General features: G+C 45.4%; 24 protein-coding genes. 7 read left to right on the top strand and 17 right to left on the bottom strand.

Translation table 11 applies throughout. The annotated features are described in order from the left end of the window. Positions 1-36: 36 nt before the first annotated feature. The 3 genes from ACU1JV_RS18985 to ACU1JV_RS18995 form a co-directional block, all read right to left on the bottom strand. The gene (locus tag ACU1JV_RS18985; protein WP_013373048.1) at positions 37-378 is read right to left on the bottom strand and encodes a general stress protein; all 342 of its coding nucleotides are present in this window, start codon (positions 376-378) and stop codon (positions 37-39) included. Positions 379-474: 96 nt separating this feature from the next. Further along, positions 475-993 carry a hypothetical protein gene (locus ACU1JV_RS18990; RefSeq protein WP_013373049.1) on the bottom strand — a complete coding sequence of 173 codons (519 nt, stop codon included), beginning with the start codon at positions 991-993 and terminating at the stop codon, positions 475-477. Positions 994-1,043: 50 nt separating this feature from the next. After that, on the bottom strand, positions 1,044-1,565 hold the full coding sequence (locus tag ACU1JV_RS18995; protein WP_058831092.1) for a DUF948 domain-containing protein: 522 nt from the start codon (positions 1,563-1,565) through the stop codon (positions 1,044-1,046). A 261-nt stretch (positions 1,566-1,826) separates the two neighbouring features. On the opposite strand from ACU1JV_RS18995, the gene ACU1JV_RS19000 reads away from it, so the two are divergent. Beyond that, positions 1,827-1,994: a DUF1328 domain-containing protein gene (locus ACU1JV_RS19000; RefSeq protein WP_013373051.1), complete on the top strand. Its 168-nt coding sequence runs from the start codon at positions 1,827-1,829 to the stop codon at positions 1,992-1,994. Positions 1,995-2,123: 129 nt separating this feature from the next. Here ACU1JV_RS19000 and ACU1JV_RS19005 read toward each other — a convergent pair whose 3' ends face one another. Beyond that, on the bottom strand, positions 2,124-3,314 hold the full coding sequence (locus ACU1JV_RS19005) for a C40 family peptidase (protein WP_058831091.1): 1,191 nt from the start codon (positions 3,312-3,314) through the stop codon (positions 2,124-2,126). Positions 3,315-3,502: 188 nt separating this feature from the next. After that, entirely contained in the window at positions 3,503-4,372 is an 870-nt protein-coding gene (locus tag ACU1JV_RS19010) for a cation diffusion facilitator family transporter (protein ID WP_013373054.1), read from the bottom strand. 440 nt (positions 4,373-4,812) lie between these two features. Here ACU1JV_RS19010 and ACU1JV_RS19015 point away from each other — a divergent pair, with 440 nt between their 5' ends. After that, complete coding sequence (locus tag ACU1JV_RS19015; protein WP_007432127.1) at positions 4,813-4,998, top strand: hypothetical protein; 186 nt, start codon at positions 4,813-4,815, stop codon at positions 4,996-4,998. A 181-nt stretch (positions 4,999-5,179) separates the two neighbouring features. Here the strand turns inward: ACU1JV_RS19015 and ACU1JV_RS19020 are convergent, their stop codons facing one another. From ACU1JV_RS19020 to isdC, 8 genes are all read right to left on the bottom strand, one after another. Further along, positions 5,180-6,808, bottom strand: a complete 1,629-nt coding sequence (locus tag ACU1JV_RS19020) for an ABC-F family ATP-binding cassette domain-containing protein (protein ID WP_013373057.1) — start codon at positions 6,806-6,808, stop codon at positions 5,180-5,182. Positions 6,809-7,022: 214 nt separating this feature from the next. Then, positions 7,023-7,856: an ABC transporter ATP-binding protein gene (locus ACU1JV_RS19025; protein WP_058712535.1), complete on the bottom strand. Its 834-nt coding sequence runs from the start codon at positions 7,854-7,856 to the stop codon at positions 7,023-7,025. Further along, complete coding sequence (locus tag ACU1JV_RS19030; RefSeq protein WP_413987000.1) at positions 7,846-8,829, bottom strand: FecCD family ABC transporter permease; 984 nt, start codon at positions 8,827-8,829, stop codon at positions 7,846-7,848. The genes ACU1JV_RS19025 and ACU1JV_RS19030 overlap by 11 nt, the downstream gene beginning before the upstream one ends. Before the next feature lie 14 nt (positions 8,830-8,843). Next, complete coding sequence (gene isdE / locus ACU1JV_RS19035) at positions 8,844-9,803, bottom strand: heme ABC transporter substrate-binding protein IsdE (protein ID WP_413987001.1); 960 nt, start codon at positions 9,801-9,803, stop codon at positions 8,844-8,846. A gap of 157 nt (positions 9,804-9,960) precedes the next feature. Beyond that, complete coding sequence (locus tag ACU1JV_RS19040) at positions 9,961-13,902, bottom strand: NEAT domain-containing protein (RefSeq protein WP_413987002.1); 3,942 nt, start codon at positions 13,900-13,902, stop codon at positions 9,961-9,963. A 99-nt stretch (positions 13,903-14,001) separates the two neighbouring features. Continuing rightward, positions 14,002-14,499, bottom strand: coding sequence for an NEAT domain-containing protein (locus ACU1JV_RS19045; protein WP_413987003.1), 498 nt, complete (start codon positions 14,497-14,499; stop codon positions 14,002-14,004). A 32-nt stretch (positions 14,500-14,531) separates the two neighbouring features. Further along, positions 14,532-14,999, bottom strand: a complete 468-nt coding sequence (locus ACU1JV_RS19050; protein WP_013373063.1) for an NEAT domain-containing protein — start codon at positions 14,997-14,999, stop codon at positions 14,532-14,534. A gap of 72 nt (positions 15,000-15,071) precedes the next feature. Next, positions 15,072-15,587: a heme uptake protein IsdC gene (gene isdC, locus ACU1JV_RS19055; protein WP_064963550.1), complete on the bottom strand. Its 516-nt coding sequence runs from the start codon at positions 15,585-15,587 to the stop codon at positions 15,072-15,074. A 398-nt stretch (positions 15,588-15,985) separates the two neighbouring features. Between isdC and ACU1JV_RS19060 the strand changes: the two genes are divergently transcribed. Genes ACU1JV_RS19060 through isdG form a run of 4 tightly spaced genes read left to right on the top strand, consistent with a single transcriptional unit; the run spans position 15,986 to position 19,114 of the window. Next, positions 15,986-16,966 carry an ABC transporter substrate-binding protein gene (locus ACU1JV_RS19060; protein ID WP_413987004.1) on the top strand — a complete coding sequence of 327 codons (981 nt, stop codon included), beginning with the start codon at positions 15,986-15,988 and terminating at the stop codon, positions 16,964-16,966. A 9-nt stretch (positions 16,967-16,975) separates the two neighbouring features. After that, the gene (locus ACU1JV_RS19065; protein WP_413987005.1) at positions 16,976-17,974 is read left to right on the top strand and encodes a FecCD family ABC transporter permease; all 999 of its coding nucleotides are present in this window, start codon (positions 16,976-16,978) and stop codon (positions 17,972-17,974) included. Beyond that, on the top strand, positions 17,971-18,762 hold the full coding sequence (locus ACU1JV_RS19070; protein WP_413987006.1) for an ABC transporter ATP-binding protein: 792 nt from the start codon (positions 17,971-17,973) through the stop codon (positions 18,760-18,762). The genes ACU1JV_RS19065 and ACU1JV_RS19070 overlap by 4 nt, the downstream gene beginning before the upstream one ends. 1 nt (position 18,763) lies before the next feature. Beyond that, positions 18,764-19,114, top strand: a complete 351-nt coding sequence (gene isdG / locus ACU1JV_RS19075) for a heme oxygenase (RefSeq protein WP_025674837.1) — start codon at positions 18,764-18,766, stop codon at positions 19,112-19,114. Between the two features lie 116 nt (positions 19,115-19,230). On the opposite strand, the gene ACU1JV_RS19080 is transcribed toward isdG, so the two are convergent. The 4 genes from ACU1JV_RS19080 to ACU1JV_RS19095 form a co-directional block, all read right to left on the bottom strand. Continuing rightward, complete coding sequence (locus ACU1JV_RS19080; protein WP_137079267.1) at positions 19,231-20,241, bottom strand: MBL fold metallo-hydrolase; 1,011 nt, start codon at positions 20,239-20,241, stop codon at positions 19,231-19,233. Positions 20,242-20,449: 208 nt separating this feature from the next. Beyond that, a complete protein-coding gene (cydS, locus tag ACU1JV_RS19085) occupies positions 20,450-20,560 on the bottom strand; it encodes a cytochrome bd oxidase small subunit CydS (protein WP_014278118.1) in 111 nt (36 codons plus the stop codon). A gap of 6 nt (positions 20,561-20,566) precedes the next feature. After that, a complete protein-coding gene (locus tag ACU1JV_RS19090) occupies positions 20,567-21,598 on the bottom strand; it encodes a cytochrome d ubiquinol oxidase subunit II (RefSeq protein WP_090738223.1) in 1,032 nt (343 codons plus the stop codon). Next, positions 21,595-22,941 (bottom strand): cytochrome ubiquinol oxidase subunit I, encoded by a 1,347-nt coding sequence (locus ACU1JV_RS19095; RefSeq protein WP_013373071.1) that lies wholly within the window; start codon positions 22,939-22,941, stop codon positions 21,595-21,597. The genes ACU1JV_RS19090 and ACU1JV_RS19095 overlap by 4 nt, the downstream gene beginning before the upstream one ends. A gap of 358 nt (positions 22,942-23,299) precedes the next feature. Here ACU1JV_RS19095 and ACU1JV_RS19100 point away from each other — a divergent pair, with 358 nt between their 5' ends. Next, entirely contained in the window at positions 23,300-23,854 is a 555-nt protein-coding gene (locus ACU1JV_RS19100; RefSeq protein ID WP_058710434.1) for a MarR family winged helix-turn-helix transcriptional regulator, read from the top strand. Positions 23,855-23,908: the final 54 nt, after the last annotated feature.

Consider the following 23,908-nt stretch of genomic DNA (forward strand, 5'->3'; position numbering starts at 1 on the left):
TCTAAGCTTGTTTGATCCTATGATGAGCTGGAAATATCACGCTTTTTTCGCAATAACCAGCACTTTACCCTGATCTAATTCTTTTTCATAAAAATCTGCTTCCGTATCTGTAAAACCCAAGGAAGTGATTTTAGCACGAAGCTCATCGCCACGGGAACGGAACAAATTCGCTAATGAGTCGAAAACGCCTTCTTCCTTAATCCCGATTTCCTTGGCAGCCACCGTATCGGCGATACGATCCGTCCGATCCTGATCATGAGCGAGCACGAACACATCCTCATAACGATAGCCCGTGTTACGCAACTCATTCACAGCTTCAACGGCTTGTACACCGTTCTCTACCACCTTGGCATAAGATTTATGATTGGTCTGATTCATGTTTCTCACGCTCCTTTAAGGATTGACTTCTCTGACTATTACACTTCATTCATCCATTTGAAACTTCCATATGATGTCACGCCTTGAAAAAATCGATCACCACTCCGTTTCATCAAAAAACTCAACATACTTCGGCTTATCAGACGTCTTATCCGTAAACACTTTGATCGCACGCTGCCCGCGTACATATACTTCTCCGTCTTCTGCCGTAAATTGCGAGCCGCCTAGCGCCTGATCCAGCGTTTTCCGTTGCAGTGGCAGCCACTTATCATTCACTTTGATTCGACCGGCAGCAGGATCAACATGCACATAAGAGACGACGTCATCACGCATACCTACCACGACATCCGGATATTGATATTCTGTAGAAAGCAGCAGCATATCCTTCTTGACTCGAAGTGGCTTGCCCAGTTTTTTTAATACATCCGCACGAGTATCATCCAGAGATATGCCATTTAAGGTCTGAAAATCAGCTGGCACAGCATGTGGAGCGGTTATCGTCTGAACAGCCCTTACCATATGCCCCGCTGTCTGCGGAGAAACGGTTTGCTGAACCGTATCCTGTCCGGAAAAGGGAGTGAGCAAACCAGCGGCTAGTAATAATGTCTTCATCATAATTCTCACCCTTTCAATGAATTTCCAATAGTTTACGGTTCAGCACTATACTACTGACGCATTTTCTGCCACACCCCAGCAGCGATGTCTACATAACCCAGCCAGTTCTTAGCCGGCTTGCCCGCAGGTTCCCCATAAGTGGCATTGTAGCTCTGAACCGTCCGCTCTGTTGCAGTCAAAGGTCTGTTCGATACCGTTGACTTGATTGTCTTCTCCGTTCCGGAAGGGCTGCTCGCAGTGCTTCGCGACTTCTGAAGCCGTGTCATTAACGCTGTTGAAGCCTGCTTGGCGGCCAGCGTCACTTCACTAAGTACCTCCCCCAGGTTTTTAACCGACTCCATCACAGGTTCCACTTGCTTCAATTTATGATCAACATCTGCGGTGATGTCATTTGCATGTCGAACCGTTTGTTTTACTTCATAACTCAGTTCATCGACTGTCTTTTGTACTTCCTGCAAGGTTTGAGTCACCTTATCCAGAGAACCTTGGGCTGCTTTCAAAGTCTTAATAAGGTAAATAACGAGAACGGCAAATGCGATAGCAATAATAAAAATGCTGACCTGTGTTAACATAGCGTAACCTCTCTTTCGTCTTTCACGATGATGTTTATGATTACTGCATAGTTACCCTCTATATTCGGACACGAAACAACGTCCAGACTGGTAGCATCTTGTGCTCCAAACGTTATGATTCACAGGCCCTTGCACCGTTTAAAACACCATATAATGATGGCACAGCCACGTTTAATCTGTAGAAGTCACCGTCATCTGCTACCACGCTCAATCAGGGCGCGAGTATGCCACATTATATACAATCAAAGGAGGATACAGAACATGCTGAAATGGTCGGCTTTATTCTTAGTTTTTGCTGTGATCGCCGGGATTTTAGGTTTTTTTGGTATCGTCGTCTCCGTAGCCGCTACAATCGCCAAAATGTTATTTGTACTATTTTTGGTGTTATTCGTTATTTCACTCTTTACCGGAAGAAAACGAGCCTCATAGGCATTGGATAATTGCTACGTCCAAAAGTGTTATGTATCATATGCTTATCAAAAAAGGATGTTCCCACCCTAGTCAACAGAGTTGTGGAACATCCTTTTTTGATGCAACTTTTAACAGTGAACGGCGTTATTATTGGATCACGCTGCCTCCAAACAGGAAACGATCCTGCCAAGGCTTGCTGAAATCCGTAACTTTTACACCACCGGCCGCTACAGAAAACGTATGGAGAAGCTTGTTGTCTCCCAAGTATACAGCTACATGCGTAATCGTTTGGGAGGAATTATCCAAGGACGTGTACGCCCCTGAAGATGCATTATAATTTGTAAAAAAGAGCAGATCGCCACGCTTCAGTGTAGTCATATCCGTATTCGGCTGACTATTCTGCTTGATCCATTCACCCTGTGAACGAGAATCTGCCGGAAGCTGGATACCTACAGCCTGACGGAAAATTTGGCGAGTAAATGCCGAGCAATCAAAAGTAGCCGTACTGTTGCGATCAGAACCATATTCATAAGGTGTTCCAAGGTAAGTCATACCTGTGTCAATAACCTGTTCAATTGCAGCCGCTGCATCACCAGAAGACAAGCTAACCGTCGATACAGGAGACGCTACCGCAGGTAGAGCAGTAGTATCTGAAGCTGGTGCAGCCGCAGAAGCTACTGCCTGCTGCACAACAACGCCCTCACCAATACGAATATATTGTGGAGATGAGCTGACATAGCCTACTGTACCGTCAGCAGTGGTGACCTTGAACCAATATGCGTTGCTTGAATCGGTAATCGTAACGACATCCCCTGTGTTCATATAGCCCAGAACCTCGGAAGAAGTGGATGCCTCCGCCCGCAAACGAACGGACGTTTGAATCGTAGCTTTCGTTTGACCGGCAGAACTATTCACTGAAGCCGAAGCCTCTTTAGTTGAAACATTTTTAACTGAAGCTGAAACAGTTTTAGCTGACTCTGAGGCTTCCGTTTTACGGCTGACAGGCGACGTGGCAGCAGCAGCGACGCTGGTAGCGCCAACTTTTATGTACTTGTCAGAGCTGCTTGTGTAGCCGGTTACTCCATCAGAAGTCTTGACCTTATACCAATAGTTGTTTGTTTTCTCCAATACCGTTACGGCCTCTCCCTGCTTCATAAAGCTGACTACATCGCCCGTAGTAGAAGGGCCAGATCTAAGCTTTACAGCCGCCTGGATAACCGCCTTCTGGCCTGTGGATGCTGTAGTCGATGCCGCTGCGTCAACCTGACCCGGCGCCACATGAATTGCTGCCAACAGCGCGGCTGACGTCATGAGCATTCCCATCACGCGTCTTCTCAATGTTGCACCTCCTGGCTGTTTTTACGAATTTGAAGAGCATAATTCCGACGAATATAGCCGGACATGCCTTCATTATAGTAAAAGCAGCAGGAAGAGAGATATAATCCAAACGTCACAAAAGATAGCGTGTACACCATTTTAGGTATAGGTCTAAAGTCACTTTTTATACTAATTATTTAATAATTAATCTATAATTTAGGTTCTACATGGACATGAACGTGCATCGTATTATGAACCTCTTGTAGACGTTCCTCAATCCGGTCGCTGATCCGATGTCCTTCGATCAAACTGAGCTGCGGATTGACCTCAATGACCACATCCACCAGCGCATGGTTACCGTGTACCCGTGCCTTAACGTCACGAATTCCCTCTACTCCAGGTATAAGAGCAATCGTACTCCGTAAGTCGGACAGTTCTTGCTCATCAAATCCATCAGTCAAGCTATGTGTGGAATCCCTAAAAATCTCCCACGCTGTTTTACAAATGATGAACCCTACCACAATCGCCGCAACAGTATCCAACCACGGCAGCCCAAACTGTGCCCCGATAATGCCCACTGCTGCTCCAACACTGACAAGTGCATCCGATAGATTATCCTTGGCCGCCGCCAGCAACGCCTTGTTGTTGATTTGCCGAGCCAGCCTGTTATTGTACAGGTACACTCCCAACATAATCACTGCACAAATCACAGCCACACCCGCAGAGGTAATATCCGGTGTTTGCTTTCCTCCCTTAAAAATGCTTCCGATTCCGTCAATCAGCACCTGCAAACCAACGACAGCCATAATAAAGGACGCCAGCAACGCCGCGATCGTTTCGGCCCGAAAATGTCCATAGGTATGGTCGGAATCTGGTGGTTTCTGGGAGATTCTTAGACCGATTAATACAGCAATCGACACCACAATATCGGTGACATTGTTGAATCCATCGGCCAGCAACGCGCTAGAAGCAAATATATATCCGCTAATCAGCTTAAAGGCGGACAGCAAGAGATAAGCAGCAATACTCACCCACGCCCCTCGCTCACCTTTTCGTATTTCATCATAGACATTTACCACAACCGAGGACACTCCTTCAAATAGATAGTTTGCAGCATAGAGACCTGCCCAGAAATAAAAATAGCAGCACAGCTGTCCTTACACTACTCCTCAAACAAGCAGCATAGCTGCTACTAAAAATAACAATTTTCCTTTGGATAACTGTTATTTTCAGGATAACAGACGTACTTTGTGTGGGTCTAGAGAAACAGTCTTTCCGCTCTACATCGCTGTAGGAACAACGAAAAAGTATTGCCAGGCACCATCCCTGTAGGTTACACAAAACAATTTTTCCTTCATGCAAAAAACAGACATTTTCCCTCCTGCCTTACTCCAGCGATGTGTTATCATTGTTGCCCTTGTCCCTTCTTTTAAAAACGTATAAAATGAGGACACAGCCGCGTTTTTCTTCAATCCAGCATGATTGACTTGAATCTGGCGGCAACAGGAGGAATTTATTCATGAGCGATGCTAACGAACCACGTAAAATTAATCTCGCAGATGCCATTCGGGAAAAGCTGGCACAAAAAAAACAGCAGTCCGGCGCTTCACAGCAGGGCGGCTTTCAAGGCGGTTCCACCAAAACACTGAAAAGCCAAAATACGAAGAAGCCGAACAACCAACGCCGTCGTACAGGCGGATCATAAGCCACCCCATAGGCTATATAGGGTACCGAAGAGCAGGCAAGATCTATCTTACCTCATTCTCGGAACCGATTAAGCTAAGGGCATGGCACAAAACGAAAAAAGAGGAGTCTCCCGGCCATATCAATGGCCTGATGGAGCTCCTCTTTCGTTTATCTATTTGCTGAAATTAGCAGTTCGGATGTTAGCCGATTTCTACCGGGTACATGCGTTCACGTAATTTAGCGATTTCTTCATTTTCCAAGTATTCATCATAGCTCATCGTACGGTCGATTACGCCGTTTGGTGTAATTTCCACGATGCGATTCGCAATGGTTTGAATGAACTGATGGTCATGAGAAGTGAACAAAATAGTCCCGTCAAAGTCGATCAGACCATTGTTCAGCGCTGTGATGGACTCCAGATCCAAGTGGTTGGTCGGTTCTTCCAGAAGCAGTACGTTAGCACCGTTCAACATCATTTTCGCCAGCATACAGCGAACCTTTTCTCCCCCGGACAGTACACTTGCTTTCTTAAGCGCTTCTTCGCCTGAGAAAAGCATACGTCCCAAGAAGCCGCGCAGGAACGTTTCATCCTGATCCTTGGAATATTGACGCAACCAGTCCACAAGGTTCAGATCCACACCTTCAAAATAAGTGGAGTTATCTTTCGGGAAATACGCTTGGCTCGTTGTAATCCCCCAGGAAAATTCACCTTTATCCGCTTCCAGTTCGTTCATCAAGATCTGGAAGAGCGTCGTTTTAGGCAGACCGTTCGGACCTACAAACGCAATTTTATCGCCTTTGTTCACAACCAGACTGAACTCGTTAAGCACTTGCTCGCCTTCCACGGTTTTGCTGACACTATCTACAGTCAGCAATTGTTTGCCCGCTTCACGCTCAGGCTTGAAGTTAATGAACGGATATTTACGGTTCGATGGACGGATGTCGTCCAGCGTAATTTTATCCAGTTGCTTTTTACGCGAAGTCGCCTGTTTGGACTTGGAAGCATTCGCAGAAAAGCGCTGAATAAAGGCTTGCAGTTCTTTGATTTTTTCTTCCTTCTTCTTGTTCGCATCGCGAGCCAGTGTAAGCGCAAGCTGGCTGGATTCGTACCAGAAGTCATAATTGCCGACATACATCTGGATTTTACCAAAATCAATATCCGCAATATGCGTACATACCTTGTTCAGGAAGTGACGGTCATGGGATACAACGATGACGGTGCCTTCATAGTCCATCAGGAAGTTCTCCAGCCACTGAATGGATTCGAGGTCCAAATGGTTGGTAGGCTCATCAAGCAGCAAATTGTTCGGACGACCAAACAACGCTTGTGCCAACAGAACGCGCACTTTGTCGTTGCCGCTCATCTCAGCCATTTTTTTGTCATGCAGATCGCGTGGAATACCGAGACCGATCAGCAATGCAGCCGCATCCGGCTCGGCATCCCAACCGTTCAGCTCTGCAAATTCGCCTTCCAATTCACCAGCACGCAAACCGTCTGCTTCGGAAAACTCTGCTTTAGCGTACAGTGCATCCTTTTCCTTCATGATTTCATACAGACGCGTATGACCCATAATAACGGTTTCCAGAACCGGAAATTCATCGTATTCATAATGGTTCTGCTTGAGGACAGCCATCCGTTCGCCCGGTGTCATGTGAACCTCACCTGAATTGGCTTCGATTTCACCGGAAAGAATTTTCAAAAAGGTGGACTTACCCGCGCCATTCGCCCCAATCAGGCCGTAGCAGTTCCCAGGAGTAAATTTGATATTTACGTCTTCAAAAAGTGGGCGTTTACCATAACGAAGCGTTACGCCGCTTGTACTGATCATATAAGCATACCATCCTTATCATTAGTAAAGTGCTAAACACAAAATTACCGACGGCAATAGTATAACACACAAAAGATCGGATTCGAACCGTAGTCTAAGCAGAACTGTCTCTGAATCTCATCCAATATCTTATAAATAAAATAAAAAAATGCTTCTGTCTTCACGATTGTCACCTGACAAACACCTCGACCAGAACCATTTTTATGTTTCAAATTCAATGAGATAACTCAAGGACAGATACCTTACACTCTCTCTGTACTTGTAAATGTTCGGAAGCTCCGACGCCTATCGGAATAAGATACATCCCCGCCTCCTCGTCCTGTCTTATGACTACTTTGACACCATAGACTGCCTGAATCAGTTCGGATGTAACGACCTCTTTAGGCGGACCATTCGCTATTATGCGTCCTTCCTTCATAGCGATCATCACGTCGCTATACCGAATAGCCTGATTAATATCATGCAGGACCATCACGATGGTCAGTCCGTGCTCCCGATTGAGCTGCCGAATAAGCTCCAAAATCTCAAGCTGGTAATACATATCCAGATAGGTGGTCGGCTCATCCAAAAATAAAATCGGCGTTCGCTGTGCCAAGGCCATCGCAATCCACACACGCTGCCGTTCTCCTCCTGAGAGCTGATCCAGTGTATGTGTTCTGCGTTCCTCCAGATTGGTGCAGGCTATAGCCCATTCGACTGCTTCCTCGTCCTCGTCTCGGCTGGTTGTGAACATGCTCTTATGAGGCAGTCTTCCGAAGCTGACAAGTTTTTCTACTGTCAGGTCGGAGGGAGCTTCGTTCTGCTGATGAACTACCGCTAATTGACGGGCCAGCTCCTTGGGCTTGTAGTGGGCTATCTCCTTGCCGTCCAGAATCACCTGGCCCATGCGAGGAACAGCATTGTTGGACATCACGCTGAGCAGTGTCGATTTGCCACATCCATTGGGGCCAATAATCGTAGTAATTCGTCCCCGCTCAATAACAGCATTGATCGCATGTAAACGGTCTGTTTTCCGATCATAGGAGAAGGTTATATCTTTAATGTCCATAGGTGCGATCCGCCTTTCTGATCAGGAATATTAGGAACGGTCCGCCAATGACTGCCATAATAATAGAGGCTGGAATTTCATTGGGAGCAAGCACCGTTCGCCCCAGTGTATCCGCAAGCAACAGCAGCAAACCGCCGCATAAGGCAGAGAACGGAATCAGCCACTTATGATCCGAACCAACCAGGTAGCGGGCACAATGCGGAACGAGCAGGCCGATAAAAGCAATCACCCCTGCGATAGCTGTAGCAGTTGCTGCAAGCAGCACTGCAATCACAGAAATCAAAAGTCGTGCGCGCGTCACGTTAAGACCCAAATTTTTAGCCGTTTTATCTTGAAGTGACAAGAAATTACACCAGGAGAAGACGAGCATGGCTAAAATTAGCCCAATCCCGCCATAGGTCACAATTACCTCAACATCTACCCATTTTTTCATAGACAAGGTTGAGGTGGTGACCTGATTAATGCTGGTGACCGCATAACTGCCCCGATAGTTAAACGACTGACCTAGGCCGGAAAAGATGGCGTTTACTGCCACCCCAATCAGAATAAGGCGAATGGGATGCAAGCCGGATTTCCATGAAAATCCGTAGACCATTAGACAGGCCAACGCACCGCCAATAAATGAAAAGAACGGCATCCAGAAATAAAGCGCGGGAAAGATGGTCACCGCGATCAGCGAGACCAAGGCCGCTCCCGAAGAAATGCCGATCACGCCAGAATCCGCCAGCGGGTTTTTCATGACAGCTTGCAGCAAAACACCCGCCACCGCAAGTGCTGCTCCCGCCATCACAGCTACGATAATTCTCGGTAGTCTGAGGTCCTTGACCACATTCACCTGATCATCTGTACCTGTCCACAATCCGGTCACCAACTGGCTCAAATTCACCTTGAGGCTGCCTGTCATCGCTGAATACAGCATGAGAGCGACGAGTAAGACAATTACAACAATAAGGCTCCATAATTTTTTGGACATGTCATCAGCTTCCTTTAATTCGAAGGATACAGCATTTTCATCAGCTCATCCAGCGCAGAGCTTGCCGCTAAATTCCCTGTGGTGCCAAACAACGGTTCAGGCAGGTCATAAACATGCCCTTTTTTCACAGCGTTGAAATGCTTCCAGATATCGTTAGTTTTGAACTCTTCATCGAACATTTTTACGACCTCATCCGGCATCCCGTGTGCAGCACGCAAAATGATATCGGGGTTGGATTGCTGCAAGGCTTCGGTATTATGGGCTATGAACTCCACTTTCTCGCCTTGAACTACATTTGTTCCGCCTGCAATTTTAACCAGATCTCCAATATAGGAATGTTCGGTAGCCACCAGATAGCTTCCCGGAACACCCAGTAGAATTAGTACTTTAGGAGACTTCTTGCCTTTGATTTTTTGCTGAATCTCAGCAACTTTGGCATCCAAGGCCCCATTAATCTCTTTCGCCTTTTCAGCTTTATCAAATCGGTCTCCCAGCTTTTGAATTTCCTTTTGCATATTCGCAAGGCTTTCAAAATTCAAAAATTCAGCATTGATGTTCAGGTCCTTAAACTTGGGTTCCAAATCATATTTGAGTGTGGTCACCGATAGTACATCTGTAGGTTTTAAGGACATTACTTTTTCCATATCAGGACTCATTGGATTTCCCACATCAGGGACATCCTTGTAACGATCAGGTAATACTTTGGTGCTTGTCGGCTTGCCGGCCAAACCCAAGCCCAGCGCATCCGTAATTTCAGAAATGGCTACTGTAGTCGCCACAATACGTGAAGTTGCTGTTTTATCATTAGACGACTTTCCGGTTGCATCTGATGCTGCCGTTGAAGTCGAACCATCGCTAGGGTTCTGTCCAGCCTGTGCTCCCCCGGAGCATCCGGCCAGCAATAAGATCATAATGCCGATTAACATATAGAAAACAAACGATTTCTTTTGAGTCAAAGCTGCATACTGTTTCATGAAAATCCAATCACCTCAATTCAAAATATAGAGCAACAGCGTGGGTCCCAATTTTTCGGGTATGTAAATGCTGACAAGTCTTGATGCCGGGGCACCAAGACTTGCTCGCATACAAGCTTTGCTGTTATTCAGGCTTTATTGATGGCATAACCTGAGGTTATTTCACCTTTAGGCTTGCTTCATCAAATTGGAACTGAACCGTATACCAGTGATCATATGGTACTCCGCCAAGGACCAAACCAGGCACAATGACGTGTGTGTAAGCACTGATTTTCTGGGACAAGTCCCCTACCTCAAATTGGACGATACGTGTATCACCGGATGTCGAGATCACTTCCACATCTTTTAGGGTACCGTTTTGCTCCACTTGTAGGGTTGGCATCCAAGAGCTGTTTTTCAAAGAGACTTGGATATAACGCTTGTCTCCCTTTTCAATCAATGTGGCTGGTTTATCGAGATAACCATCCATAACGGACGCTTCATTTGTTTTGTCTTTAAATACGTTGTAATTGATCGTGTATTGCTTCTCGGAAGCCGTTTGAACTGGTTGCTCAACTGCTGGTTTTGCTTCAGCTACCGGTGTGGTCGTTTCTGCTGCTTTGTCCGTAGAAGCTGCTGTCGGTTCAGTAGCGGTTGCAGTTGTTGCTGCATTAACTCCCTCACCTTTGAGTGACGCACGGTCAAATTGAATCTGTCCGCCGAATTTCTCATTAAAAATGTACTTCTCAGGCAGATATACCTGTGTGTACACACTCAGCTTTTTATCCAGATCAGGTACTTCGAAGGCAATTGTGTGTGTATCCCCTTTTGTGTCGGAAGCAACAATCGTTGGATTAGCATAACGGCCCTCAAAGTCCGTTTGGAATAATTTCAAAGCCTGATTGTCCGTTACGGTTACATGGGCCTGAACCTTACCATTTTTCACAATCAACTTCGCCAGACTCTGTACAAATGGAGCCACCAAAGAATCCTTGTCCGTTCCGTTTGCAAGCACACGGAAGTTCGCAGTGTACTCTCCATCGGCTAAGTTATTTTTCCCCTGTTCTACTTTGTCTGCTTTGGTTTCGTTGTGATAAGATACATTACTGGTATCGAATTTAAATTCAAAATCATATACCTTTTCTACTCGATCCTCCGCCTTGAAAACCATCGGCGCGCTACTTGCCACTTTAGGAGCTTCGTAGACAACCAGTTGACCTTTTACGTTGATCTTAAAGTCACTCACACTGAAACGAACGTCCTTCGTATTACTTGCTGCATCTTCCCGGGTCACTTCTGCATCCTGATAACCTCCACTTGCGTTATCCCAAATGCGCAACGCCTTAACTTCATTACTGTTTTGCAGCTTCAGACCTACAAACCGTTTGTCGCCTTCCACGACCAATTGCGCTGGTTCATTAGTGATGAAGCGTTGAGCCGGAGAATCAGATCCTGTGACACCATCTGGCAGCACAATGCTGAATTTCAATGCATATTTACCATTGGCAAGCTTGTCGAAATCCAATTTAACGATAGGATCAGCTGCCCCTGAAGAAGTAGGCTCCACAAAGCTGCGAATGGTGGCAGGCTCGAATTGGAACTGCACATCATATACGTGGTCGTAAGGGATGCCACCGAAATCCAATCCAGGTACGATGACATGCGTGTTCACTGTAACTTTATCTGAAAGATTAGGCACTTCAAATTGTACTGTTCTTGTATCTGCAGAGGTGGACTGTTCAACCACCTGAGCTTCAGAACCATTTACTTTAAACGTTTTAATCCAGCTGCTCTTGTCCATTTTAATTTGAATGATATTTTTACCAGACTGTTTTAACAGTGTAGCTGGCTTTTGCATATACCCATCCATCACAGATATGTCATTGCTTCCGTTTTTGAGTACGGAGAAATCAATGCTGTATCTGCCATTTTCAACTGGGGTTGTGGTTTCGTTATCCGGTCCTTTAGCTGTAATGCTGCTGCGGTCAAATTGAAGACGAAGCTTATGATCCATCTCATAAACCCCACCTGGATAGGTGGTGCTCACATGCACTTGTGCATTCAAAATTGCATCCAAATCGGCTACTTTGAATTTCACAACACGTGTATTGGCTGTCTTATCCTCACTTACAATATCTGCATCCGTAAGTGTCCCGTTTTGCTCTGTTTTGAATTCTGTTACAGTAGTGCTGTCTTTAATGGTGAAAGAAACTTCCTTTTGTCCCTTCAATACCGTCAAAGTCGCTGGAGACAACAGATATTGTGCCATGGTTGATGGCTGATCTTTGGTTGCGTGCAGGGTGTTAAAGTTAATAGAATACGTTCCATCCGCCAAGCTAGGTGATGTGGGCACAGATGCCAATTGAAGATCTACATTATAAGTATGCACGTAGCCCAGCTCAGGCCAGTTGATGCTTACCCATGCGCTTAACTTAGCAGGTATTTCTTCAACCTCGAATTCAATAACTCGTGTATTTGCAGTTTTGTCTTCACTTACTGTAGCAACATTAGTTAATACTCCGTTTTGCTCTACCTTAAAGCCGTCAATTTGCTTACTGTTTTTCAAGGTAAAACGGACATACTTCTTGCCATTACGTTCAATCAAGGTGCCTGGTTTCTCTGTATACCCATCCATCATAGACTTTTCATTCGTTCCATCCTTCAAAAGAGTGAAGTCCAGATTGGATTTTGTTTCCGGAGAGGTTCCATTTTCTGTGATACTATTTTTATCGAACTGAAGACGAAGTTTATGATCCATCTCATAAACCCCACCTGGATAAGTCGTACTCACATGTACCTGTGCATTCAAAATCGCGTCCAAATCGGCTACTTTGAATTTCACAACACGCGTATTGACTGTCTTGTCCTCACTTACAATATCTGCATCCGTAAGTGTCCCGTTTTGCTCTGTTTTGAATTCTGTTACAGTAGTGCTGTCTTTAATGGTGAAAGAAACTTCTTTTTGTCCTTTCGCTACTGTCAAAGTCGCTGGAGACAACAGATATTGCGCCATGGCTGATGGCTGATCTTTAGTTGCGTGCAGGGTATTAAAGTTAATAGCGTACGTTCCATCCGCCAAAGTTGTTGGTACAGGTACAGAAGACAGCTGAAGATCTACATTATAAGTATGCACGTAGCTAAGCTCAGGCCAGTTGATGCTCACCCATGCGTTCAGCTTGGCTGGCAGTTCTTTTACTTCAAACTCGATAACTCGTGTATTCGCATTTTGATCTTCACTTACAATAGAGGTATCGGTTAACACTCCATTTTGCTCTACTTTGAAGCCATCAATTTGCTTGCTATTCTTTAATGTAAACCGGGCATATTGTTTACCTCCACGCTCTATTAGTGAGCCTGGTTTCTCTGTATACCCATCCATCATAGACTTTTCATCTGTTCCATCTTTCAAGAGGGTAAAGTCCAAATCAGCTAATTTTTCTCCTGTGCTAGGAGGCGTTACCGGCGGTGTCACTGGTGGAACGGTTGGATTCTCCGTTGAGTTTTTGAGTCTCAAACTGGAAGGATCAAACTCAATCCATTCCTTCACTGAACGGTCTGGATCGGTATCTACATACCATGGAGAACTGCTGTTAAATCCAAACTCTGTATTTACATTTTGATGAAAATCATAAACATCGAAGCTAACAGTTCCCGAAGCTTTTCCGGAATCTACTTCTATTTTGGCGGGAACCGTTTCCCCGTTTTGTTCTACTAAAAATTTCGAAAGTCCTTGAGCCTCCGCAAATTTAAATGAAAAATGGTATTTTCCATCTTTAATGATCAAGTCTCCAGGATAGGTATAGTTTGTTTTAAAACTCGAGTCCTTGGTGCTTCCGCTGACTGTCTTTCGTAAAGGCTTATAATCAATCAGGTATTCTCCATCTGCATAAGTCGCTTCAGTAGTAGTTATAGCATTGGTAGGCTCAACATATGGACCGGGCAGTTCTACCGGATACTCATAAGTAACATACGTAGCACTAGTCACTGTAGTGCTTGAGTCAGGCAAATTCGACGAAGTGGTTTCATCCTCGGGTGTTGCTCCTGCGTATGGTGAAAATAAAGAAAACAACATTAGAATAGCAGCGAATGTCGTAATATATTTGTTAAATCGGCTTTTCAAGGTGATATATCCCCCTACTTAAAATATACTCATTTGGAGCTCTGGAACTGAGCTCCAAATGAGTATTCAATTCAAAATCATATTTTCAAAAAGAAACCCTTAGATATCGCTGTCGTCGAATTGGAACTGAACAACATAGTCGTGATCGTAAGGAATACCGCCAGTGTATTCTTTAGGTACGCTTACATGCAGTTTGACATTCAATTTTTGAGACGAGCTAGTTACCGGAAATTCAACTATTCTTGTATCGCCGGATGTGCTGACCACAGCCGCATTCACATACTGACCGTTTTGTTGAGTTTTAAATTCAGTAACCCAAGCACTTTTGGTAATAGCTACACGCACTTTGTATTGACCATTCGTAACAATCAGTGTAGCTGGTTTTTTCACATAACCATTGGTATCCATGTAAGATGGCTGAGTGGTTCCATCCTTATAAACGGTATAAGGCAATTGATACGTTCCATTAGGCAAAGCCGCGTTCGCTTGATTAGCTGAGAATGGGGCTAGTACCACAAAAACAAGCGCAGCCATCAATACAGTGAGCATTACTTTTTTCAGAGACAACTTCTCCATACGATTCATAATCATGTTCATGTTTTCAATCTCCTTTTACGTTTTATTTTGGATTAGATTTCGTCGAATTGCAGTTGTACATCGTACTTGCCTGTGTAGTTAACTACTGGGATTGTGATTTCAGCGTAAGCATTTACTTTTGCATTCAGGTCAGCTACTTCGAATTCCACTACACGAGTGTTGTTCGCCGTATTTGTGCTGACTACAGTCGCATCTTGCAGTACGCCATTTTGCTCTACTTTGAACGCTGTAATCAGATTGCTGCTCTTCACAGTCAGACGAACGACATTTTTGCCATTGGCTACCGTAACCTGAGCAGGCTTTGTCAGATAGCTGTCTAATCGAGAAGTTTCATTGGTTTGATCCTTCAGAACGGTATAATCTACGTTATAAGTGCCGTCGGCTGCTGCTGCTTTAGCAGAGAGTGGAGCCATCAGTGCAAAAACAAGTGCTGTCATGATCAATGCTACGAATACCTTCTTGAAAGAAAATTGCTCAAAGCGATTCATTACCATATTCATATCTACACACACTCCTTCATTTTTTATGCTTGAATTTATGTTGATTTTATGAACGATAAAGATAGCCTGAATTTACTTTTTGGAAGATTTGGCTGATTTCGCTGACTGGACGGCTGCAACTTTTTTGATGCTTTTGGAATCAAAAGCGAAGCGGATCGTATAGTCATGATCGTAATTGTATGCAGGGACAGTAACATGAATTTTAGAGATCAACGGGCTGTTGACACTCGCAATTGGAAATTGCACGGTGCGAGTATCGGTTTTGGCATCCTTTTGGATGACTTTGGTATCGATGATTTTGCCTTTATAATCCACTTTAAACCCGGTTGTCCATTCGCTATGATTCAGCTTAATTTGCATGGTCATTTGACCTTTCTTTACATACAACTTAGCTGGTTTTTCAAAATAATCATTAGCCATGGACACTGAATCATTTTCTGCCTTGAGAATATTGTATTTGAGCGTGTATGTACCATCCGCCAATTTTGGAGAAGCCGCAGCGGCTCCTACAGATGACGAAGTTGGCCAAAAGCTCAGCACACTCACCAGCAGAAACACAGCAATAATTGCAGAATACCCCTTCTTCATTTTGACAGCAGTCCCTCCCCACGAGAATAAACTAATTGATTATCATTCTCAATTAATAATTTAAAAAAAATAGCTCTTTTCGAGCTTGTCTCCCCACCTCTCTATTCCATAATTTCGCAAAATCAAGTAAACCCATCACCAATATATCTTACACTTTTCGAAAATGTCAATATGTATTTGTGTGTACGTAATCCCTTGATATATGCTATTTTTTAATAAAAATTTGTAGTTCCTTCTTCTATAATTCGAATGACTCTCTTTTATTTTTAGTTCAAAATTTATTTAAAAATTTGCTTTTTTCAATTGACAATCCTCAGTGATATTCATTATCATTCTCTTATACATAAATGAAAATGATTATCATTATTGTTTAACTTGAAAATTGCAGGAGGAATAACATGAAATCTTATGTGTTGTGGTCATCCGCAGCGCTTTTAATGGCAGTTACCGGATGTAGTAATGGTACCTCGACCGCAGATCACAAACCAGTCAGTGCTTCCGTATCTACCACTTCAAGCACGACAAGCGGCGCGACGATTCAAGTTACTGATTTCTCAAAACGGACGTTGGCGTTTCAAAAGGTCCCTCAACATATCGTTGCGCTCAGTAATGGCGATCTAGATATTATTTACGCATTGGGCGGGACAGCCGTGGGGAGGCCCAACTCCAATGGACCTTCCGTCGTACCTGCTGCTGAAAACGTTCAGCAAATAGGTTCCACTCATGAAGTAGATCTGGAGAAAATCACGATGCTCAAACCGGATGTCGTACTAGGCAACTATCCTATGAATGAAAAAGACATCCCAGCCATTGAAGGAGTCGGTTCACAGCTGCTGCTGACTGGGGCTAATTCAGTTCAGGATATCCAGTCACAAATTACGCTGTACGGACAATTACTGCAAAAGCAGGACGGGGCCGTAAAGCTGAACCAACAAATTGACCAACAAGTAGCCAAGCTGCAAAAAGAAACAGCCTCTACCTCCAAACCGAAGGTGTTGCTGGTTTACGGAGCCCCGGCCACGTACATGGCAGCGCTGCCGAATTCTCTAGGCGGAAACATTTTGGAAGTTGCAGGTGGTTCCAATATCGCCGCTGATTTTCCGGGCCTGCAAAATTTCCCGCAATATGCGCAGTTGAACACAGAACGTATCGTACAGGCTGACCCTGACTACATTTTCATCATGACCCATGGTAATACGGAAGAGGTTAAAGCCGCATTTATAAAAGAAATGCAGGAAAATGCAGCTTGGAACGGAATCCGGGCAGTCCAAAACAGCCAGGTCGAGGTTTTACCTTCAGATTTGTTCGGGACAAATCCAGGGACACGGGTCACTAAAGCGCTGGATTTGATGCACCAAAAGCTGTATCCGGCGAAATAGGCGATGGCGATGAACAAACTACAGCGCGCCAGAAGACGCACCATCGCCTGGATTATCCTTCCGATCTTATTGCTAGCCGTCTCTGTGTACGGTCTGGCCTACGGTTCGGTGTCGATTCCACTTCAAGAAATCAATCAGATTTTGCTACATAATGATGAATCCACATATCGCACGATCCTAATGGATCTCCGACTCCCCAGAGTATTGGTAGGTTTATTGGTAGGCGCTTGTCTCGCAGCTTCAGGAGCACTTCTTCAAGGCGTCATGAAAAATCCATTGGCTGACCCAGGCATTATTGGTGTATCGGCTGGAGGTGGACTTGCTGCCGTTATTACGATGGTGATGCTTCCACAGCTTAGTTACCTTCTTCCGGTAACCGCCTTTTTGGGAGCCTTTCTGAGTGCGATCGTCATTTACCTGCTGGCTTGGGACCGAGGGGCTTCCCCTGTCAAAATTGTGCTGGCTGGCGTTGCGATCAACGCGTTGTTGGGCGCGCTCACCAACGGCGTGATGGTCATGTACAGCGACCGCGTACAGGCAGTACTTCCTTGGCTATCTGGCGGGTTAAATGGACGCAGCTGGCATCATCTGGAGTTCATGGCTCCTTATGCTATCATTGGCTTAATCGCCTCTTTGTTTGCGATTAAGCCTGCGAATTTGCTGCTGCTGGGCGACGATTCAGCACAGTTGCTAGGCCAGCGGGTAGAGCTTCAACGGATGCTCATTATCTTGCTCTCTGCCCTGCTCGCCGGCACAGCGGTCAGTGTAGCCGGGCTGATCGGGTTCGTAGGACTGGTCGTTCCCCATGTTATAAGGCTACTCATCGGGGAAGATTATCGTTTCCTCCTCCCCCTTTCCATTGTGGGCGGTGGAACACTGGTTGTCCTAGCGGATACAGTCGCACGCTCTTGGTTTGACCCGATTGAGCTGCCTGTCGGTATTTTGCTGGCCGTCATTGGGGCACCGTTCTTCTTAATCCTGCTCAAGAAACGAGGGAATTTCGGATGACAGCCATTCAGGGTGAGCATCTCTCCTTACAACGCGGATATTTCCAGCTGGACGATGTGAACATTACCTTGCCCGCTGGCCAGCTCACCGCCATTGTCGGTCCCAACGGCTCAGGCAAGTCTACGCTTTTGCGGATTTTGACCCGGCTGCTCAAGCAGGACCAGGGCAAGGTTTCTGTACTGGGCAAGCCCGTGGAGGAATACAAGCGGCGTGATTTGGCTCAAACGATTACAATGCTGCCGCAAATGAAGGATATGCTGCCGTTATTAACGGTTCATGAGCTGGTCGCTTATGGAAGATCTCCTCATGCCAAGGGCTTGAGGACACGACCTACCAGACAAGATCAGCAAATTATCGACCATGTCATGGAAATCACGGGCATTCAGCCCTATGCAGATCGGATGTTCCATACTCTATCGGGAGGTGAACAACAAAAAGCGCGAATTGCAATGGCCTTGGCCCAACAAACGGGTATTCTTTTGCTCGATGAACCGACCACTTTTCTGGATATCGCCCACCAATTTGAAGTTATGGATATGCTGCGGCGTATTAATCACGAGTCCGGCTTGACGATTGTTATGGTACTGCATGATTTGCAGCAAGCTGCGGCCTATTGTCATCATATGATTGCGCTTAAAAGGGGACGAATCGCCGTTGCTGGCGAACCCCGTCAGATTTTGACGTCTGCTTTTCTTCGCGACATTTATGAAATGAACGCTACTATCAAATTTGAGGATGGCTATCCGGTTATTATACCGACCATACCACATCATTCAGGAGGAATTTAATATGGTTATCGTTACAAACACATCTAAAATCACACCAGGCAATGCCCATTTGCTCATCGAAAGATTTAACAAAGAGGGACAGGTTGAAAAGATGGAAGGCTTCCTCGGTCTGGAAGTGCTGCTGACGGAAAACACGAAGGATTATGAGGAAGTAACGATTAGCACACGCTGGAAGGAAAAAGAGAACTTCCAAGGCTGGACGAAAAGTGAAGCGTTCCGCGAATCCCACAACCACCGTCAAATTCCAGACTATATTATTGAAAATAAAATCACGTTCTATGAGGTTAAAATCGTTCGTCACCCCATTGCGAACAATGACTCCTCTTTGGCGAGTGAGATCGAAGCCGTTTAATTTTGGACGGTAGCATAGAACTAAAAAAAGCGGCTCGGCAGGCATTATTAATTGTCCGCTGGGCCGCTTATTGGATTTTTGCAAAATCCCCTTATATACGTATTTTATTGAATCCCTCAGATTCTGGTTGAGCAACGGCGTCCAATTTTCAGCGTCTCTCCGTGCCCCAGTACATGGATGCGTTCCTTTGCAATCCCCAAGCGCTCTCGCTCTACTTCGAGACGATCCAGCGCCTCTCTCGGCGTATCGTCCGCCAGCTTAAAGGCTCCATAGTGCATCGGGATCATCTGATCTGCGCCGCAATCCACAAAGCCCTGCAACGCCTCTTCTGGTGTCACATGCTGTGAGGTCATGAACCATTCCGGTTCATACGCGCCAATCGGCATAAAGGTCAGATCAATGGCAAAGCGCTCGCCAATCTCCTTAAACCCACGGAAATATCCAGTGTCTCCCACAAAATACAACGTAGGTGCCTCCGCTGAATCGGATTCTGCATGAGCATCTGAGTCTGTAACAGACGTGGCAGAGCCAATCACCTGCTGCTCACTTTGCAGAACGTATCCACCCCAATGCGAAGTATTGGTATCAAACGGCGTACGCCGTGTCCAGTGCTGTGCCGGAACAAATGTAATCCGCACCCCGCCTACCGTAAAATGCTCCCACCATTGCAGCTCATGGCAGTTGCGAAAGCCTTTGCGGATCATTTTCGACTTTAACCCCGAGGGTACGAGCATGAACGTGTCTGCACGATATAACTTCCGCAACGATGCCAAATGTAAATGATCATAATGCGAATGTGATAGCAGAATGATATCCAGTGGTGGCACATCCTGAATGCGAATGCCGGGTGGAGCCAGCCTTTTATCAAAAGCCATACGCTCTGCCCACACCGGATCAGTGACAATATTCAGCCCAAGGTACTGAATAAAAAAGGTGGAATGGCCCACCCATGTCGCCGTCGCCATTTCCCGATTATGATGCAGAAACTCCAGCTCCGGGGGATGGTTTGGCACAACGAACGTATAATCCTTTATTTTGCTGCGTCGCTCCTGTCGCCATTGTCTGAATTGCTTGATGGTTTTATCGGTATTTACATGATCCATATTGTTAAAACGCACTTTAGGCATGATGCAGCCCCCTCCCTGACAGACCCGTTCTCCAAAAACACAACGGTTCAATTTAACTATATATTGTCACTCAAATGTGAACATGAAATGATGCAACATCCTGATATATGTAAAGTATAATTCAATCACATCTGTAAAGGAAATTCAGCGATAATATAGCAAAACAGACCTCCCGGGTCTATCAGAAGGCCTGCTCCACATGTTATTGTCAGTCCTGTGGGTTTTTAAAGCGTGCCGAATAAATAAACAAAAACACAATCGCCACCACGATAATGATCGGCGACTCATACATGATCGTAAAATGCTCGAAAGCAACCACTCTAACTCACCCTTTCTTCCCCGCTTGTCCTCTTACATACTTTGCATCGAACAGGAACAATCTCAATATCAGGATCAGCGAAGGAATCAGCACTAGCAGACCCGCAACAAACGCCGTAATCAATGCATATGCCATCGTAGAGTTCGTAAAGCTGTCATATACATTAATGTAGGGATACAGAACATACGGAAGATGTGACCGGCCATAGCCATACCAGGCAAATGCAAATTGCAGCATCACCAGGATAAAGGAAATACCCAAATGGCGCCGCTGCCAGACCAGATAAACTGCCCCCACAAAGCATATGAAGGATGCGACAAACATCCAGGCCATACTGAGCATATTGGCAAAATGGTCCGGATTTTGTTTGTTAATCTGAAAAAATGCGAACAAACTCGCCAAAATCGTAGGAGCACTCCAGAGCAACGCGTACCCTCGTACAATTTCGAAAGCGACCTTGTCCCCTGCCCTTTTGGCATAAAAGCACAAAAACATCGCCGATATATACAATACACTCACCAGCGCCAGAATAATAACCGCCCACGTGTAAGGATTGCTTAGTAGCTGACCCCATTGGAGATGAACACCTGTGCTATTTTCCAAAATAATGCCGCCTTCCGAAATAGCGAGGACCGTCGACAGTGCCGCGGGAATCAGTAATCCAGTCGCACCGTACAACGCCATGTAGACGATATTATTTTTACCCGAATGCCCATACGTATTGTAAGCATAATATACTCCCCGGATTGCGAGCAGCACGATTGCAATACTACCGGGAACGAGTAACGCCGTCCCATAGTAATAAGCTGCATCCGGGAAAAAACCGTTCAATCCCACCACAAAAAAGATGAGAAATACGTTCGTAACCTCCCATACTGGAGACAGATACCGTTGAATGATATTGTGGATTTTGTTCTGGTGGCCTGTCAGCACACTGTAAAAGCTGAAAAAGCCTGCACCAAAATCAATGGATGCCACAAGCAAATATCCAAACAGGAAGGTCCACAAAATGGCGATGCCTACAATTTCATAGTTCACTTGCCTTCAGCCCCTTCCAGGCCCAGCTGTCTTATCTCTTCCACGGCATCCTTATTACGGAATAGTTTGCTGAGTACCTTGATGGCCGAGAAGCACAACACCAGATACAAAATAACAAACAACACTAGCATCCACCCAACACTTGTAGAAGTAGTTGCTGCTTCGGACACCTTCATATATCCGCGTAAAATCCACGGCTGTCTGCCGACCTCCGCAAACATCCAGCCCAGCTCAATAGCTACCATCGCCATCGGTCCGACCAGAATGAGCGCTAACAGCAGCCATCTGGGGTAGGGTTTGCGACCTGGCAAACGCTTGCGGATCAGATATAGCAGTGGGATGACGAGAATCAGCACTCCTGTGGTGATCTTGAGGTCAAACATATAATGAATAGACAGCGGCGGACGCTCCTCCACCGGATAGTCATTTAACCCCTTAACCTCCGTACTAGGCAAATTTCCGGCCAACACACTAAGTGCATAAGGCACTTTCAAGGCATATTTGATTTCACCGTTTTCATCCATAAAGCCACCATATACAAAGGGGGCGTGCGTCATCGTATCAAAATGCCATTCGGCGGCAGCCAGCTTCTCCGGCTGATATTTGGCCAGAAATTTACCTGATGCGTCTCCAATCATCACTGTACTGATGGCAAACACAATGGTACAGGTGGCCGTCAGCTTCAGCGCCTTTTTAAAATAAGGGTGGTTACGCCCTCGCAGCATGCTGTAAGCAGCCAGCCCCATCAGCACCCCTGCGCTCAATGTATACGAGGAAGCCAGTACATGAGACACTTTGGTCGGCGTGGCCGGGTTTAGCATAGCCTCGATGGGATGAATATTGGTCATGACTCCATTTTTGAGTGTAAAACCTTGAGGTTGGTTCATGAACGAGTTCACAGTCGTAATAAAAACCGCTGATGCAGACGAGGCAATCGCTACCGGGATGAGCAGCATTAAGTGAAAATATTTACTTTTAAACCGATCCCAAGTATACAAGTAGATGCCTAGGAATATTGCTTCGATAAAAAAAGCAAACGTCTCTAAAAATAGGGGCAATGCAATCGCTTGTCCAGCCACCCGCATAAAGGTAGGCCAAAGCAAGCTGAGCTGCAGCCCAATGGAGGTGCCTGTAACGACACCCACGGCAACAGTGATGACAAACCCTCGCGCCCATCTCCGGGCCAGTAGTGTATAATGCGGATCACCGGTTCGCAGCCCGCGCCATTCTGCAAGTGCAATCATTAAAGGTACACCAACGCCGATGGATGCAAATACGATATGAACAAACAGGGTAATCCCGGTCAGCATCCGGCTTAGCAATACAGGGTCCAGTGAAGACAAATGGGTTTCACTCCTTCATTTCACATTTTTAATAGGGAAAACTTCGAAATTACTCTTGATTACCAACTAGGGAGTCAAGCGAGCTATGCTTTTAATTACGGCATATAGCATAATGGCCGCAATTACTATACATACAATAATGAGCGTTCTTTCCTGCTTGCGGAACATAGGAACGCCTCCTTCACTTATCTATTGGCGCAATTTGGTAACCTACTCACAGTTTGGTTCATTCAACTGATTTTTAACCCTGCTTCTGTATGGAATGTAGCAGTATTTCTTGCTAGATATTGTCTTTTGCATGGCAATACGTTATATTAGTGATAGTTAGATAACCTAATTATATGAAAAGAGTGAACTTATGCCGCCAAAACAAAGTAAGCGGGACACCATCCAGCAGCCTCTTCCTCGTCTGGGACCAGAACCTTATCTGGAGTTAATGGATCAAACTGCCCTTGCAGAAACGGATCGGCAACTTGCCCGTATTGGTCTCTTCTTGCTATGGACCAGTGATAATACGCTCGACGCAATAGATTTGGATCTGGCTGCTTACGGCCTGACAGAGAGTAAGCTAGATTTATTGTTGCTGTTGACACTGCACCAATCCCAAGCTCAGATGAGCCCCTCTATGATTGCCGACCGTCTGGGAATTCGTCGTGCATCTGTTACATCTCTCCTGGACTGGACAGAGCAACGAGGCTGGATTATCAGAGAACATAGTTCTATAGATCGGCGAAAAATTCATGTACGCATTACAGAAGCGGGATCTCACCTTGTACAGCAAGTGCTTCCTGTATTTTGGTCTTCCTGTGCTTCCCTAGCAAGTATTTTGGAGCCCGAGGAGCAGATCGTTTTTTTGCGAATTATAGAAAAAATTCATCATCATATGGAAGATAAACTGGGGGTGGGCAGATAATTTTTTTTAAACATATAATTAGGTTATCTAATATATTTAATTGTTTGTATCTCA

The organism is Paenibacillus sp. T2-29, assembly GCF_052921365.1.

Excerpts from the sequence above, each read along its gene's own strand:
- ACU1JV_RS18985 (WP_013373048.1), bottom strand. The coding sequence starts at position 378 with ATGAATCAGACCAATCATAAATCTTATGCCAAGGTGGTAGAGAACGGT.
- ACU1JV_RS18990 (WP_013373049.1), bottom strand. The coding sequence starts at position 993 with ATGATGAAGACATTATTACTAGCCGCTGGTTTGCTCACTCCCTTTTCC.
- ACU1JV_RS18995 (WP_058831092.1), bottom strand. The coding sequence starts at position 1,565 with ATGTTAACACAGGTCAGCATTTTTATTATTGCTATCGCATTTGCCGTT.
- ACU1JV_RS19000 (WP_013373051.1), top strand. The coding sequence starts at position 1,827 with ATGCTGAAATGGTCGGCTTTATTCTTAGTTTTTGCTGTGATCGCCGGG.
- ACU1JV_RS19015 (WP_007432127.1), top strand. The coding sequence starts at position 4,813 with ATGAGCGATGCTAACGAACCACGTAAAATTAATCTCGCAGATGCCATT.
- ACU1JV_RS19020 (WP_013373057.1), bottom strand. The coding sequence starts at position 6,808 with ATGATCAGTACAAGCGGCGTAACGCTTCGTTATGGTAAACGCCCACTT.
- ACU1JV_RS19025 (WP_058712535.1), bottom strand. The coding sequence starts at position 7,856 with ATGGACATTAAAGATATAACCTTCTCCTATGATCGGAAAACAGACCGT.
- ACU1JV_RS19030 (WP_413987000.1), bottom strand. The coding sequence starts at position 8,829 with ATGTCCAAAAAATTATGGAGCCTTATTGTTGTAATTGTCTTACTCGTC.
- isdE (WP_413987001.1), bottom strand. The coding sequence starts at position 9,803 with ATGAAACAGTATGCAGCTTTGACTCAAAAGAAATCGTTTGTTTTCTAT.
- ACU1JV_RS19045 (WP_413987003.1), bottom strand. The coding sequence starts at position 14,499 with ATGAACATGATTATGAATCGTATGGAGAAGTTGTCTCTGAAAAAAGTA.
- ACU1JV_RS19050 (WP_013373063.1), bottom strand. The coding sequence starts at position 14,999 with ATGAATATGGTAATGAATCGCTTTGAGCAATTTTCTTTCAAGAAGGTA.
- isdC (WP_064963550.1), bottom strand. The coding sequence starts at position 15,587 with ATGAAGAAGGGGTATTCTGCAATTATTGCTGTGTTTCTGCTGGTGAGT.
- ACU1JV_RS19060 (WP_413987004.1), top strand. The coding sequence starts at position 15,986 with ATGAAATCTTATGTGTTGTGGTCATCCGCAGCGCTTTTAATGGCAGTT.
- ACU1JV_RS19065 (WP_413987005.1), top strand. The coding sequence starts at position 16,976 with ATGAACAAACTACAGCGCGCCAGAAGACGCACCATCGCCTGGATTATC.
- ACU1JV_RS19070 (WP_413987006.1), top strand. The coding sequence starts at position 17,971 with ATGACAGCCATTCAGGGTGAGCATCTCTCCTTACAACGCGGATATTTC.
- isdG (WP_025674837.1), top strand. The coding sequence starts at position 18,764 with ATGGTTATCGTTACAAACACATCTAAAATCACACCAGGCAATGCCCAT.
- ACU1JV_RS19080 (WP_137079267.1), bottom strand. The coding sequence starts at position 20,241 with ATGCCTAAAGTGCGTTTTAACAATATGGATCATGTAAATACCGATAAA.
- ACU1JV_RS19100 (WP_058710434.1), top strand. The coding sequence starts at position 23,300 with ATGCCGCCAAAACAAAGTAAGCGGGACACCATCCAGCAGCCTCTTCCT.